Below are 14076 nucleotides of genomic sequence, written 5' to 3' on the forward strand. Positions count from 1 at the left end.
CTGTTAATTTGTTGATTTTTAATATATTTTTTTATTATCTCTTTGAAATGACTCATCTTTTTATCAACATAAAAAAAATCAATGAAATGGATCAAAAGAAGGAATTATACGACCTTGTTCAAATTGACCAATGCGTTGGATTTCCCACTGTAAAAGATGAGCCGAATGCGCAAAAACACGAGCACGCACTGTTTCCCCCAGTTTTTCAAGATCATAGCCTGTCGCATGCCCCATATTAATCATAAAATTACAATGCATCTCACTCATCTGAGCACCACCAATCCGTAAACCACGGCACCCCGCTTCATCAATAACACGCCATGCAGATATACCTTTAGGATTGCGAAAAGTTGATCCGCCTGTTTTTTCGCGAACGGGCTGCACTGTTGTCCGATGAAGAGTGACTTCATCCATAGCAACACGGATAGCATCCTTATTTCCTAACTGGCCCTCCAATAAAGCGGCAGTAAAAACGAGATTCTCGGGAACACCACAATGACGATAAGAATAATGCATATCTTTCAAGCTCAAAACATGGCGTTGTCCTTTACGATCAAGCGCATAAACCTCAACAACACAAGCCGCCGTCTCAAGACCATTGGCACCAGCATTCATTTTCAATGCTCCCCCAAGGCCACCGGGAATACCATGATAAAAATGAAAACCTGCAACTTCAGCCTCTAAAGCCGCGGCCGCTAAATGCTTATCTGCCGTAGCAGCACCAACAAAAAAGCGCGTTGGAGAAATTTGTTGCAACTGCCCAAAACCCTTTGTCGAAAGACGAATAACAACTCCGGGAACTCCCCCATCACGCACCAAAAGATTAGAACCAATCCCGACGACTGTCACAGGAACAGATTCAGGAAGAGATTGAAAGAACAAAGCTAAATCCGCTTCATCAGTAGGCTGATACACAAGTTCGGCCAACCCACCGGTGCGAAACCATGTTACCTTACGCATATCAACATTAGGCGTCAGCTTGCCTTTTACATCTCTTAATACAGGCTGTAATCGCGCCAATAACGATTCACCATCAATCAACTGAAAATTCATCATTGGCTATCCAATACCGCTAACTGATTGGGCAACGCATGAGCCCATTGTGTGATGTTGCCAGCACCAAGAAAAACCACATAATCACCAAACTTAGCAAATGTGGCTACAATTGAAACAATATCTTCTGGAGAAGTAACCAGACGCGCATCACGATGACCCGCCATTTGAATATGCTCTACTAATTCTTTGGAATTAAAACCAGCAATTGGCTTCTCACCAGCAGCATAAACCGGTGCAATTATTACTGTATCAGCATCATTAAAACAAGCAGAAAAATCATCAAATAAATCATGCAAACGCGAATAACGATGCGGTTGAACAATAGCAATAACGCGCCCTTTTGCACTTTCACGAGCTGCTCGCAACACAGCTTTTATTTCCACTGGATGATGCCCATAATCATCAAATATCTCAACACCACGCCAACTTCCTGTATGCGTAAAACGCCGTTTTACACCACCAAATTCTACCAACCCTTTTTGAATAGACTCTTTTGAAATTCCAAGTTCATGAGCAATAGCAATCGCTGCCGTAGCATTCGAAACATTGTGTTGACCTGACATAGGCAAAACCAAATTTCTAAGTTCAGTCTCTCTACCTGTTTTCCGTGAGCGAATAAAAACGTCAAAATGCGCATTTTGACCTTCCATCGAAAGATTAAAAAAACGGATATCCGCTTGTGGATTTGCACCATAAGTAATAACGCGACGGTCATCAATACGACTAGCCAATGTTTGAACCTCTGGGTGATCAAGACACAGAACAGCAAAACCATAAAAAGGGATATTCTCTACAAATTGCCGAAAGGAATCACGTACAGCATCAAAACTACCATAATGGTCTAAATGCTCAGCATCGATATTTGTCACAACGACAATATCAGCAGGCAATTTTAAAAATGTACCATCACTTTCATCGGCCTCAACCACCATCCAATCCCCATTCCCCATACGGGCATTGGTTCCATATGCATTGATAATGCCACCATTAATCACCATAGGATCAAAATGGCCAGCATCAAGAAGAGCTGCGACCATGGATGTCGTGGTTGTTTTTCCATGCGTACCACCAATAGCAATTGTTTGACGAAAGCGCATCAACTCAGCAAGCATTTCTGCTCGTCTAACAATCGGCAAATGCTTTTCCTTGGCAGCAACATATTCAAGATTTGTTTTCTTAATTGCAGTTGAAATAACAACAACTTCTGCTGCTCCTAAATTTTCCGGCTTATGACCTATATGAATGTTAATTCCTTTACTCCGTAAGCGCTCTACATTTGCATTATCCACTTGATCGGATCCTTGGACTTTATAACCAAGATTATGTAAAACCTCAGCAATTCCACTCATGCCAATACCACCGATTCCTATAAAGTGGATGAAACCAATATTAAGCGGCATTTTCATCAAAAAACTCCCTTTTAATATCTGATAATGACCGCCCTACAATCAGTCCTTCTGCTACATCTGCAAGAAGACTAGCCGCATGAGGTTTTCCAACCTTTTTTGTAGCAAGCGCTTGCTTTTCCAATAAGTGCGGCTCATAACAGGCTTTTGTTAAAAAAGAAGAAAGGACTTGCGCATTTAAATCTTTTTCTGCTATAATTTGCGCACCTCCTACCGAAGCCAACAGTGCTGCATTTGCTGCCTGATCATGATCTAGAGCATGGGGATATGGGACAAGTAAAGCTGGTCGACCTATCACAGCTATTTCACAAACTGTTGAAGCTCCAGCACGTGACATAATCAAGTGAGATCGGGAAATTTGCTCCGCCATATTATCAAAAAAAGGTGCAACCTCTGCTTGTACACCCATATCGCTATAAATTTTCATTAAATCTGTTAATTCACCACGCGTTTGTTGAACAATGCGTAAACGCTTACGTATATTACTATCTAGCAAAGCAATCGCTTCAGGAACAATTTGTGAAAAAAAAGAAGCTCCTTGGCTACCGCCAAAAACCAAAAAATAAAATGGCTTATCATGAGTAGAAGGCGAATAAGGAGTTTCTGCAGCTTTAAGAATAGCTTCACGAACAGGATTACCAGTCAGAAGCGTTTTATAAGCATAAATGTCATTAACCGACAATAAACCACCTGCTATTGCATTCACCCGAGTTGCCAATGCCCTATTAGCACGCCCCATGACAGCATTTTGCTCATGAATAAATGTCACATACCTCATTAACGTGGCAACAAAAACCGGTGGGAACGTAGGATAACCACCAAACCCACCAACAAGCACAGGACGTAATTTACAAAAAAGTACCAATGACTGTCCCATTCCCTTTAACAAATACCAAAATGTTTTTATCAGTGCAAAAGGACATCGCCGCGTAAATGTCGCTGATGAAATAATATGAACATGCTTTTCATCAAAGTACTGCACAAAACGTTTAGCCCTTGCATCCGTTGCTAAATGAACATCATATCCGCGCTGTCTTAATTCAACCGCAAGTGCTTCTGCTGGGAAAAGATGTCCGCCCGTACCACCAGCAACTAAAACAATAACCTTTTTATGTGTCATAAACGATATCCGAAACGGGAGGAAGTTGGAAGTGCAGAAAGCCGTGCTTCTGGCCAGCGTCGTGTTAAACTGAGCAAAATACCCATAGAAATAGCAACCGCCACCATAGATGAACCGCCATAAGAAATAAATGGCAACGTCATACCCTTTGGAGGTATTAAATGAAGATTGACAGCCATATTAATTCCCGATTGCAAACCTATCATCATTGCTATGCCAGCAATACTAAGACATGTAAATGGATCACGCGTATTTAAAGCTATATAAAGTGAACGTATAACGATAAAACCAAAAAGTGCCATAATCAATAAACAAAGGATAATACCATATTCTTCAGCGGCAACAGAAAACACAAAATCTGTATGACCATCAGGAATAATACGTTTAACGATACCTTCACCCGGCCCTCGTCCAAACCATCCCCCATTCAAAATAGCTTCACGTCCTACATCCACCTGAAATGTATCGCCTTCACCTGTTAAAAAACTATTGATACGTTCGTGCACATGATGAACAAAAAAATAAGCTAGAACAAGACCTAAAACACCTAAACCAAGAAATAACACAATCACGATAAGAGGCATACCAGCAACAAAAAACAAACCACCCCAAGCTGCACTAATCAAAATTGCTTGACCAATATCAGGTTGTAAAACAAGAAGCATGCAACATATGACATAAAGAACAATGGCTAACGTATAACCGAGCATACCATTATACCGCATCTGTCCAGAAAAAAACCAAGCCGACATAACCGTAAAAGCTGGCTTCATAAGTTCTGAAGCTTGTACAGAAACGCCAAACACGGGAATCCAACGGCGCGCTCCCTTTACTTCAGTGCCAAATAATAAGGTTGCAACCATAAGGACAAGCGCCATAAGCAGCAAAATAGTGCATAAACGACGAATATTGCGGGGCGAAAAAAAAGAAATAGTAATCATGGCAAGAAATGCAGGAATACTAAAAGTAATATGCCAACGAACAAAATGAAAGCTATCAGCAATTCCAATTTTTTTTGCAACAGCAGGGCTCGCTGCAAAAGACAACATAATGCCAATTCCCATTAAGATTAAACAAGCAGCAAAAATAGAGCGATCAATTGTCCACCACCAATCTGCGATTGGGTCCCGATCTGCACGAGTAACAATCATCTTCCCTTTGCCCTTTTCACCTGAAGTTATATGGTTCCTCTATTTTTTGCGAGTACTTCAAAAACTAAATTATACTTAAAAAGATTCCGGATTATTAACACGCAATAATTTTTTATAACGCGTGCTCATTTAATTGCATAACAAAAGAAACAAAAGCTTCCCCACGCGCTTCGTAATTCTGAAATTGATCATAACTTGCACAGGCTGGTGAAAACAAAATTACAGCTTCTTTCACCTTATCATAGGTTACGTCGATAACCGCCTCACGTACCGCATTTTCTAAAGTCAAGCTCATCGAAACGGGAAAGTCTGAACCAATAGTACGCGCAAATTCTTCTGCCGCAGAACCAATCAAATAAGCTTTACGAATTTTATTAAAAAATCCTCTAAGCGCATCAATTCCACCTTCTTTCTCCTGCCCTCCAACAATCCAAAAAATATTATTAAAAGTAGAAAGTGCGGAAGCTGTTGCATCTGCATTGGTCGCCTTACTGTCATTAATAAACAAAACAGACCCAATTCGACGCACCTGTTGCATACGATGCGCAAGCCCCGTATAACTTGCTAGATGCTTCTCTATATGTGGATTAGTGATTTTTAAAATCTGCAATGTTGCTAAAACCATCAAAGCATTTTGCGCATTATGGCGACCACGTAATGCAGCCATATGAGCAAGATCTGCAAGCGGATGAAAGTGCCCTTGATGAACAGAAAAAAGTTTTGTTCCGTTTGCATAAAAACCATTCTCAATCATGTGTTCTGTAGTAATTGCCTCAACTTGACAACCTTCATGCACAAGCTGTTGATATAAAGCCTGACAAGCTGCATCATCAACGGATATAAGAGAGTGGGAAGCTCGAGAGACCAAACGCTTTTTGACTTGCGTATAACGGGCAAAACTGCCATGACGATCAATGTGATCGGGCGTCAAATTCAATAAAAGACCAATAGTCGGTTGAAGAGATGGTGTTAGATCAATCTGAAATGATGAACATTCAATGACATAAATACGCTTTTTTACAAATGGTTTAAGCGTTAATATTGCAGTTCCAATATTTCCCCCCATTTGCACATCATAGCCCATTTGCTCCAGAACATGAACGAGCAAAGCAGAGCTCGTCGATTTACCATTCGTACCCGTAATAGCAATGAATGGAACATCATAATCGCATAAATCATATTGCTCTAAAAAACAGTTCCGCGCGCGAACAAATAGCTCAATATCACCAACAATTTCTATATTTTCTTGACGTGCTTTATCGACAACCCAATGAGGCTCAGGATGCGTTAAGGGAACGCCAGGCGCTAAAATTAATGCAACAAATTCTGACCAATCCCCATGATGAAGATCTCTTATTGGAATATTTTTTCTACAAGCGGCTTCAACACCAGAAGGATTATCATCCCAAGCAACCACTTCTGCACCACCAGCAATTAGCGCTTGCGCCGCTGCCAATCCAGATTTTCCTAATCCAAATAAAGCAACTTTTTGACCTCTATAGCATTCGACAGAAATCATAATCTTACCTCAACTTAAGTGTTGAAAGCCCAATTAATGCTAAAACAATCGAAATAATCCAAAAACGTATTACGATCTGACTTTCAGTCCAGCCTTTTTTCTCAAAATGATGGTGAATGGGTGCCATAAGAAATACACGCTTTTTTGTTAATTTAAAGTATCCCACTTGAATGATAACCGACAGCGTTTCTAAAACAAAAAGTCCACCAACCACACCCAAAACAATTTCATGCTTAGTAACTACAGAAACAACGCCTAACAACCCTCCAAGAGCCAATGAACCAGTATCACCCATAAAAATAGCCGCCGGCGGTGCATTGAACCATAAAAAACCAAGGCCAGCACCAACAACCGCTCCCAATAATACAGTTAACTCACCGACTCCCGAAACGTAATGGATTTGTAAATAATTAGCAAAATTTATATTGCCAGAAAGATAAGCGATCAGCGCAAAAGATAAGGCAGCAACCATCACAGGAACGATAGCAAGCCCATCGAGACCATCTGTCAAATTAACCGAATTACCAGTTCCTACTATAACACAAGCCGCAAAAGGAACAAAAAACCAACCCAAATCAATAAAATATTCTTTCACAAAAGGCAACGCTAACCCTGGTGAACCAACTTTTAAGATAATGAAAGAAGCAACAGCCGCAATCAAAAACTCTAAACCTAGCCGTGCTTTCCCAGAAAAACCTTTATCTGTTTGCTTTGTTACCTTCAGATAATCATCATAAAAGCCAATTCCCCCAAACAGAAGCATAACAAACAGCGAGATCCAAAAATAAATATTTAATAAATTACCCCACAAAAGTGCCGATACCACAATGCCACTCAAAATCATCAATCCACCCATCGTAGGTGTTCCAGCTTTTTTGAAATGCGTTTGAGGACCATCTGCTCGAATCGGCTGTCCTTTGCCCTGCCGTACTTTAAGAGAAGCAATGATACTAGGACCAAATAAAAAAACAATTAAACCTGACGTTAGCATAGCCGCTACAGTTCGGAAAGTAATATAACGAAAAACATTGACGCCTGGAAACAAATCGCTCAGCAAAGACAAAAACAGCATCATAGTACAAAAACCCTGTGAAATTATAGAGACATCACGTTATAGTGATTGAGCAGTTCTGTCACAATATGTGATGAACAAATGCTATGGGATGATTTAATCATAACCAAATCCCCATTTGAAATTTCATTCAAAATAAGCGGTAGAATTTCCTCAATATTTTTAGCATAATGAACTTTAACATATGCAGAAAGATCCATAGCCAAAAACTTCATTTCCTCACCAACTAAAAAAACCAAATCAGCACCAGAAATACATATGGGCTTTACCAAATCACGATGAAATCTTTCACTATAAGCCCCCAATTCAAGCATATCACCCAAGACTGCAATGCGCCGCCCCCCCATACCTATTGATCCTACAGACAAAAGCTCAAGAGCAGCACGCATGGAAGCGGGATTGGCATTATAACTTTCATCAATCAAATGAAATTCACCACCGTTCGGTAAAGATAACCGATAACGAATACCACGACCTTTTTGAGGAGAAAAATGGTTCAAAGCAAGCGCGACACGCGCTAAATCAGCCCCTACAACATCACAAGTCGCTAGAACAGCTAAACTATTTTGGACAATATGACGACCAGGAGCGCCAATTTCAATCATCATATCTTGACCAGCAATACACACAGTTACATGAGAGCGATCTGCAAAAAGGCAAATTTCCTTTGCTTGATAATCAGCACTATCAGATTCACCAAAACTTAAAATATTTTTCACACCGCATTGTTTTGCTTTTTGAACCAAATAAGAATAAAAATCACTGTCTGCATTTAAAAGAGCCACACCCTTATCAGTCAGTCCTTCAAAAATTTCAGCTTTTGCATTTGCAATCTCTTCAAGATTTTCGAAAAACCCCATATGTCCAGCTGCAATATGCGTGATTAAAACCACATGCGGATGAACCAATTTTACTAAAGGACGAATTTCGTCTTTATGATTCATTCCAATTTCAAATACACCATAATCACTATCCTCAGGCATCCGCGCTAAAGTTAACGGTACACCCCAACAATTGTTGAAGGAAGCAAGATTAGCGTGAACCTTACCAACAGTTGCAAGTGCTTGTTGAAGAGCATCCTTTGTCGTTGTTTTTCCAACGGATCCTGTGATAGCTATAATTTTAGCTTTCGAACGCTTTCGTGCTGCTTGCGCAAGCTTTTCCAATGCTTCCAGAACATTAGGAACAACAATCAATGGAGCATCTAACTTCTCCATCTCTGCCAAACGATTTTGCGCAACGACAAGAACTCCAGCACCTTGTGCATAGGCATGTGCAGCAAAATCATGTCCATCGAGATGATCTCCTTTAATACAGAAAAAAATATCGCCTTTTATAAGAGTTCGACTATCAATAGAAACCCCTGAAAAAGATTCTGGCAAGCATCCAATTGTAAAACCATTCAGTGTAGTAACAAGCGTTTGTCTATCCCATAACCTCCTCATTTATTTCGTTCCTTCAAAGCTGCAATCACTTTCAAATGATCTGAAAAAGGGTATGTTTTCTGCCCTATAGTCTGACCATTCTCATGACCTTTTCCTGCAATGATTAATGTGTCTCCAGTTTTGAGGAGCCCCACCGCATAATAAATTGCTTCACCACGATCTGCTATTTCTATTGCTCCCGGGGCAGTCCGTAAAATATCCTTTCGAATTTCTGCAGGAACTTCTGTACGAGGGTTGTCATCAGTTACAATCACAATATCAGCATTATCATTTGCAATTTTTCCCATCAAAGGTCTTTTCCCTTGATCGCGATCACCGCCACAACCAAAAACAAGAATTAAACGTCCCTGTGTAAAAGGACGAACAGAGAGCAATACCTGCTCCAAAGCTTCTGGCTTATGAGCATAATCTACATAAACAGGCGCATTCTCTTCCGTCTTTCCGACCAACTCTAACCGTCCCGGTGCTCCCTGTAGTTTTTCAAGAGCACAAAAAACCTTATGTGGAGGAACACCTGTTGCAATTGCTAAACCTGCAGCCATAAGCGCATTAGAGACCTGAAAATTTCCAGCTAAAGGCAAATTAAAAGTATAAATGTCATTGTCTATACGACATTCAACACATTGTTTCGAACGCTGATGTTCAATACGATTAATTGTAATAAATTGCCCTTTACGCCCAATTGTTAACACACAACGATGTGCTTGTGTTACGGTATCAATAACCTTCTGTGAATAAACATCATCTGCAAAAATAAGAGCGGGAGCATCTTGTGGCAAAAGCGTATCAAACAATCTCATTTTAGCGCGTAAATAATCCTCTACGCATATGTGATAATCCATATGATCACGCCCTAAATTAGTAAAGGCAGCAGCAGCCAAACGCACCCCATCAAGTCGGCCTTGATCAAGCCCATGCGAAGAAGCTTCAAGTGCTGTATGCGTAACGCCTTCATTAGCAATTTCATATAATAAACGCTGCAATACCACCGGATCAGGTGTTGTGAGAGAACCGTAATCATTCCGTTTAGGAGAAACAACTCCAACCGTTCCTATGCTAGCTGCAGAAAAACCAACATGTTGCCAAATTTGCCGAACAAAAGACACAACTGATGTTTTACCGCTTGTTCCCGTAACAGCCACGACAGTTTCAGGTTGAGCTCCATAAAAACGTGCAGCCGCTACGGCTAAGCTGTGGCGTATATTAGAAATATGCACAACAGGAACGGATAAATTTTCAAGAACACAATCATAATCTGTAATGATCGCCAGGGCACCACGCTTTATAGCATCGTTCACATATTTTCTACCATCTTCCTGATTACCCTGAAGAGCGACAAATATATAGCCCGGCAACACTTGTCGAGAATCTACACTTATGCCTGTAATTTCAATTGAGGAAAGACAATCATCTTCTATACATTCTTTAAACAATGTTCCAAGCAACATGATCCCTCACCTTTATATTCATTTCACCGTTGTTTTAGTAATTTCAAATCACTATTCATACTTATTAGTTGGCTCATATTCTTTCTTAAAATCTGATTTTATTCCAAGAAAACCAGCTGAACGACGAATAATATTAGCAAGTATTGGCCCAGCATTCATCGCTGCTGTTGCCGAACGTTTTCCCTCTTCTGGCTGAGGTTCATCAATAATCGTTAAAGCAACATAAGAGGGATCATCAATAGGAAAAGCAGCAAGAAAGCTATTAAAATTTTTTGTTTTAGAATATCTTCCATTTTCCACTTTTTCCGCAGTTCCTGTCTTACCACCAACACGATAACCCTCTACCTTTGCATTACGTCCAGAACCAATATCGCTATTCAACTTGTAGAGATAACGCATATCTTGACTCGTTTTTGATTTTAGAACCTGTTTAGCATGCTTCAAAGCCTGTTCTTGAGTGCGGATTAAAAATGTGGGTTCGATCAACCAACCACCATTCATTAAAGCAGCTGTTGCTACTGCGGTTTGCAACGGCGTTGTTGCCATACCATGCCCAAAAGAAATCGTCATAGAATGTATATCCCGCCAATGACGTGGCACAATAGGGTGTGCAACCTCGGGCAATTCGGTTGTCATACGATCCAGTAAACCAATCCGTTTCAAAAAATCACGATGTCCATCAACACCTATTGCCAATGCTTCTTTGGCAGAACCAATGTTAGAAGAATAAATAAAAACCTCCTGTAAAGTTAAAGGACGATTTTTTCCGCGGAAATCACGAATAATGCGGTCATGTGCTCTAATTGGTTTTGAAGCATCAATGATGCTGTCTAAATGAAAAATACCTGAATTAAGTGCCATCGCCGTAGTGAAACTTTTGATTATCGATCCCATTTCAAAAGCTCCAGCAGTCATACGATTTAATCGATCATTCTTAAGAGCATCAGAAGGTTTCCCAGGATCAAAATCGGGAACAGATGCCATAGCTAAAACTTCACCAGTATGGATATTTAAAATAACAGCTCCTGCTGCGATTGCTTTATAGCGCTTCATCGCCTTCATAAGTTCGTCATGTACAATTGTCTGGATACGTATATCAATCGAAAGTTGAACCGCTTTCAAGGACGCTTCAGTTACAAGACCAGCAGCACGAAGAACACTTAAACCAGCATCATCGATATATTTTTCCATGCCAGCAATGCCTTGATTATCAATATTAACCATGCCAAGAATATGCGAAGCTACACGTCCACTTGGATAAAAACGACGAACTTCCGTGCGAAAACCAATACCCGGTATACCAAGCGCCATGATTTGCATCTTTTGCGTTGGCGTTAACCCACGCTGAATCCAAGAAAAACCAGTTTTTCTTTTTAATCGCTGGTAAGTTTCCTGCCAATTGAGTGTTGGCAAAACTGTCGAGATTAATTCAATTGTTTCATCCACATCAACAATACGACGCGGTTCAGCAAAAAGCGAGTAAGTGGTGATATCCGTCGCCAATAGACGCCCATTGCGATCAATAATATCAGGCCGTGCAGCTGACTGTAACGCTGCAGGCCCTTTTGCTTCTTCGATTTCACCACCTTCAAAACCGTAAGAAATAAGGCACCACCCCATAACCCCGTAAAGAACAAGAAAACACAATAAAGAAAAAATCAATCGTAAACGGCTAGAATACGTGCAAGAAATAGAAAAATCTTTAGGATTCAATTGACCATTTAAGCGCTGTTTCTTCTGCAAAAACAGGGTTGATAATGCCATCATTGCCGACCTTTTTTAATATGAAAAATGCGATTATCAGCAAGAAACGCTTTCTCCTCTTCAAAGGTATTTTGTTTTATCAATTCTTTAATTGGATCATGCACACGCATTGGAATATCTTTCAATTCAACAACCTGACGGGGCTGTATTATCTCCAATCCAAGCTCTTTTTTATAATGTACTGCAAGTACTTCCATACGTGAAGGCTCTATCATCACAGCCCATTCAGCATGAAACAAATTAACCATATTTTTTTCTGCTGCAATCGCTTGCTCAAGGTTGCGCACTTCACTAATTTGTTTTTGAACATCATATTTGATCTTATAAGTTATGCCTGCCATACCGATCATAACAACCACTAAAACCATATCTAATGTACGAAAAACTACCATTTTTTACTGCCTTCAAAACGAGCAATTTTTGCAAAACTAAACAATTTCATATCTGCAGTAATGATATCTTCATGGGTCCGCACACCGACACGCAACTTTGCAGAACGTGCACGAGGATTTTTCTTTAATTCTTCCTCACTTGCAGTTTTCACACCTTTAAACAAAGGAACAAATGTCGCTGGAACAGATTCTATTTCTGGAAGATAACGTGATCTCTGCTTCCCACCTGAACGAGCAGAGAAAAATCTTTTAACCATACGATCTTCAAGAGAATGGAAACTGACTACTCCCAAACGCCCCCCTGCTTTCAAAACGCGCTCAGCAGCAAATAAGCCGCATGCCAGTTCACCAAGCTCATCATTAACATAAATGCGAAGCGCTTGAAAAACACGCGTTGCAGGGTGAACATAATCGCCAGGTTTACGACCTACTAAAGTTTCAATAGCATTAGCAAGATCACCTGTGCGCCAAAAAGGACGGACATGACGGCGCTTTTCAATCATCCGTGCAATTCGGATAGCATGACGCTCTTCCCCCAATGTTCTAAATATTCGTACCAAATCATCTACCTTAAAATGGTTAACAACATCACCTGCAGTGAAACCAGTTTGTGCCATTCGCATATCTAACGGACCATCTTTTCGAAAAGAAAACCCCCGTTCAGCTTCATCAAGCTGCATTGAAGAAACACCAATATCAAGAATAACCGCATCCACCTTCTCTTCAACCACGCGATCTAGCTGTGAAAACTCCGTTTGTACTAAACGAAGGCGTGGGGAAAATTGATCGACAAGCGTTTTTCCTTCACGGATTGCATAAGGATCACGATCAAGAGCGATAACATCTGCACCTGCATTCAGTAGGGCACGTGTATACCCTCCGGCACCAAAGGTGCCATCAATTACTTTTGCTCCAGCCAATGGTGCAAGCCCAGATAAAACTGACTGCAACAATACTGGAATATGATGCTCAATTTTATTACCCTGCTCTGTCAAAATAACCCATCTTGATTTAATTGTTCTAAGTCAATGCCCCATTAATAAGTCACATCACCAAAACTTTAACTCTCATATCCCCCATAATCAAAGAAAATAGAGTCCAAGCTGATCCACAACACATTGACTCATTATATTTAAAGAAATGTTAGGATTTAAAAAAATATTCTTTTTTGTGCTGATCATTCAAAAAAAACAAATCTCCACGGAGACTTGTATCAAAGATTGATTATACAAAATATCAGTCAGCCTATAAGCCGGGTTCTGTATGGTAAAGCTCACACTTTACATGGCAACCATTCATCTAGGACGGATGTTACCATCCGCCTCGTGCAACCTACCCAAATGACTCACCTGGAAACTGGCTGCAAGTCAAGCTCTGCGCGTCATTTCTATTTGGTCTTGCTCCCGGTGGGGTTTACCTTGCCACACTCATTACTGAGTGTGCGGTGGGCTCTTACCCCACCCTTTCACCCTTACCTACAAAATAGGCGGTTTGCTTTCTGTGGCACTTTCCCTAGGGTCACCCCCGCCGGGTGTTACCCGGCACCGTTTTTCCATGGAGCCCGGACTTTCCTCACCTGCTGCCACCTGGCATCAAACAAGCGCGGTTGCCCAGCCGACTGACTTGCTATTTATAAAACATTTTTTATAAAGTGGAAATACCTATCTCAAGATATTTCACATATCTTATCAAAGAAGCTAATC

At 40.6% G+C, this 14076-nt stretch carries 10 protein-coding genes, 1 other RNA gene and 1 pseudogene; all 12 read right to left on the reverse strand.

Annotation, left to right across the window (positions count from 1 at the left end; all coding sequences use genetic code 11):
* Positions 1–78 precede the first annotated feature (78 nt).
* Positions 79–1056: a UDP-N-acetylmuramate dehydrogenase gene (gene murB / locus NPX98_RS04145; RefSeq protein WP_269022829.1), complete on the reverse strand. Its 978-nt coding sequence runs from the start codon at positions 1054–1056 to the stop codon at positions 79–81.
* Positions 1053–2462, reverse strand: coding sequence for a UDP-N-acetylmuramate--L-alanine ligase (murC, locus tag NPX98_RS04150; protein ID WP_329957905.1), 1410 nt, complete (start codon positions 2460–2462; stop codon positions 1053–1055). The genes murB and murC overlap by 4 nt, the downstream gene beginning before the upstream one ends.
* Complete coding sequence (gene murG / locus NPX98_RS04155) at positions 2446–3582, reverse strand: undecaprenyldiphospho-muramoylpentapeptide beta-N-acetylglucosaminyltransferase (protein WP_269022831.1); 1137 nt, start codon at positions 3580–3582, stop codon at positions 2446–2448. Before murG ends, murC begins: the two co-directional genes overlap by 17 nt.
* Positions 3572–4730 (reverse strand): annotated as a pseudogene (locus tag NPX98_RS04160) (FtsW/RodA/SpoVE family cell cycle protein). The gene murG and the pseudogene NPX98_RS04160 overlap by 11 nt, the downstream one beginning before the upstream one ends.
* A 115-nt stretch (positions 4731–4845) precedes the next feature.
* Positions 4846–6252: a UDP-N-acetylmuramoyl-L-alanine--D-glutamate ligase gene (gene murD / locus NPX98_RS04165; protein ID WP_269022834.1), complete on the reverse strand. Its 1407-nt coding sequence runs from the start codon at positions 6250–6252 to the stop codon at positions 4846–4848.
* Positions 6253–6256: 4 nt separating this feature from the next.
* Positions 6257–7327 carry a phospho-N-acetylmuramoyl-pentapeptide-transferase gene (mraY, locus tag NPX98_RS04170; RefSeq protein ID WP_269022835.1) on the reverse strand — a complete coding sequence of 357 codons (1071 nt, stop codon included), beginning with the start codon at positions 7325–7327 and terminating at the stop codon, positions 6257–6259.
* 20 nt (positions 7328–7347) lie between these two features.
* On the reverse strand, positions 7348–8769 hold the full coding sequence (locus tag NPX98_RS04175) for a UDP-N-acetylmuramoylalanyl-D-glutamyl-2,6-diaminopimelate--D-alanyl-D-alanine ligase (protein WP_269022836.1): 1422 nt from the start codon (positions 8767–8769) through the stop codon (positions 7348–7350).
* Positions 8766–10217 carry a UDP-N-acetylmuramoyl-L-alanyl-D-glutamate--2,6-diaminopimelate ligase gene (locus NPX98_RS04180; protein WP_269022837.1) on the reverse strand — a complete coding sequence of 484 codons (1452 nt, stop codon included), beginning with the start codon at positions 10215–10217 and terminating at the stop codon, positions 8766–8768. Before NPX98_RS04180 ends, NPX98_RS04175 begins: the two co-directional genes overlap by 4 nt.
* Positions 10218–10268: 51 nt before the next feature.
* Positions 10269–11981 carry a peptidoglycan D,D-transpeptidase FtsI family protein gene (locus NPX98_RS04185; RefSeq protein WP_269022838.1) on the reverse strand — a complete coding sequence of 571 codons (1713 nt, stop codon included), beginning with the start codon at positions 11979–11981 and terminating at the stop codon, positions 10269–10271.
* Positions 11981–12373, reverse strand: coding sequence for a cell division protein FtsL (gene ftsL, locus NPX98_RS04190; protein WP_269022839.1), 393 nt, complete (start codon positions 12371–12373; stop codon positions 11981–11983). The genes NPX98_RS04185 and ftsL overlap by 1 nt, the downstream gene beginning before the upstream one ends.
* The gene (gene rsmH, locus NPX98_RS04195; RefSeq protein WP_269022840.1) at positions 12367–13368 is read right to left on the reverse strand and encodes a 16S rRNA (cytosine(1402)-N(4))-methyltransferase RsmH; all 1002 of its coding nucleotides are present in this window, start codon (positions 13366–13368) and stop codon (positions 12367–12369) included. Before rsmH ends, ftsL begins: the two co-directional genes overlap by 7 nt.
* Before the next feature lie 237 nt (positions 13369–13605).
* Positions 13606–13995: RNase P RNA component class A (gene rnpB, locus NPX98_RS04200), an RNA gene on the reverse strand.
* Positions 13996–14076 lie beyond the last annotated feature (81 nt).

Origin of the sequence: Bartonella sp. A05, assembly GCF_026930145.1 — a bacterium.
Lineage (GTDB): Bacteria > Pseudomonadota > Alphaproteobacteria > Rhizobiales > Rhizobiaceae > Bartonella.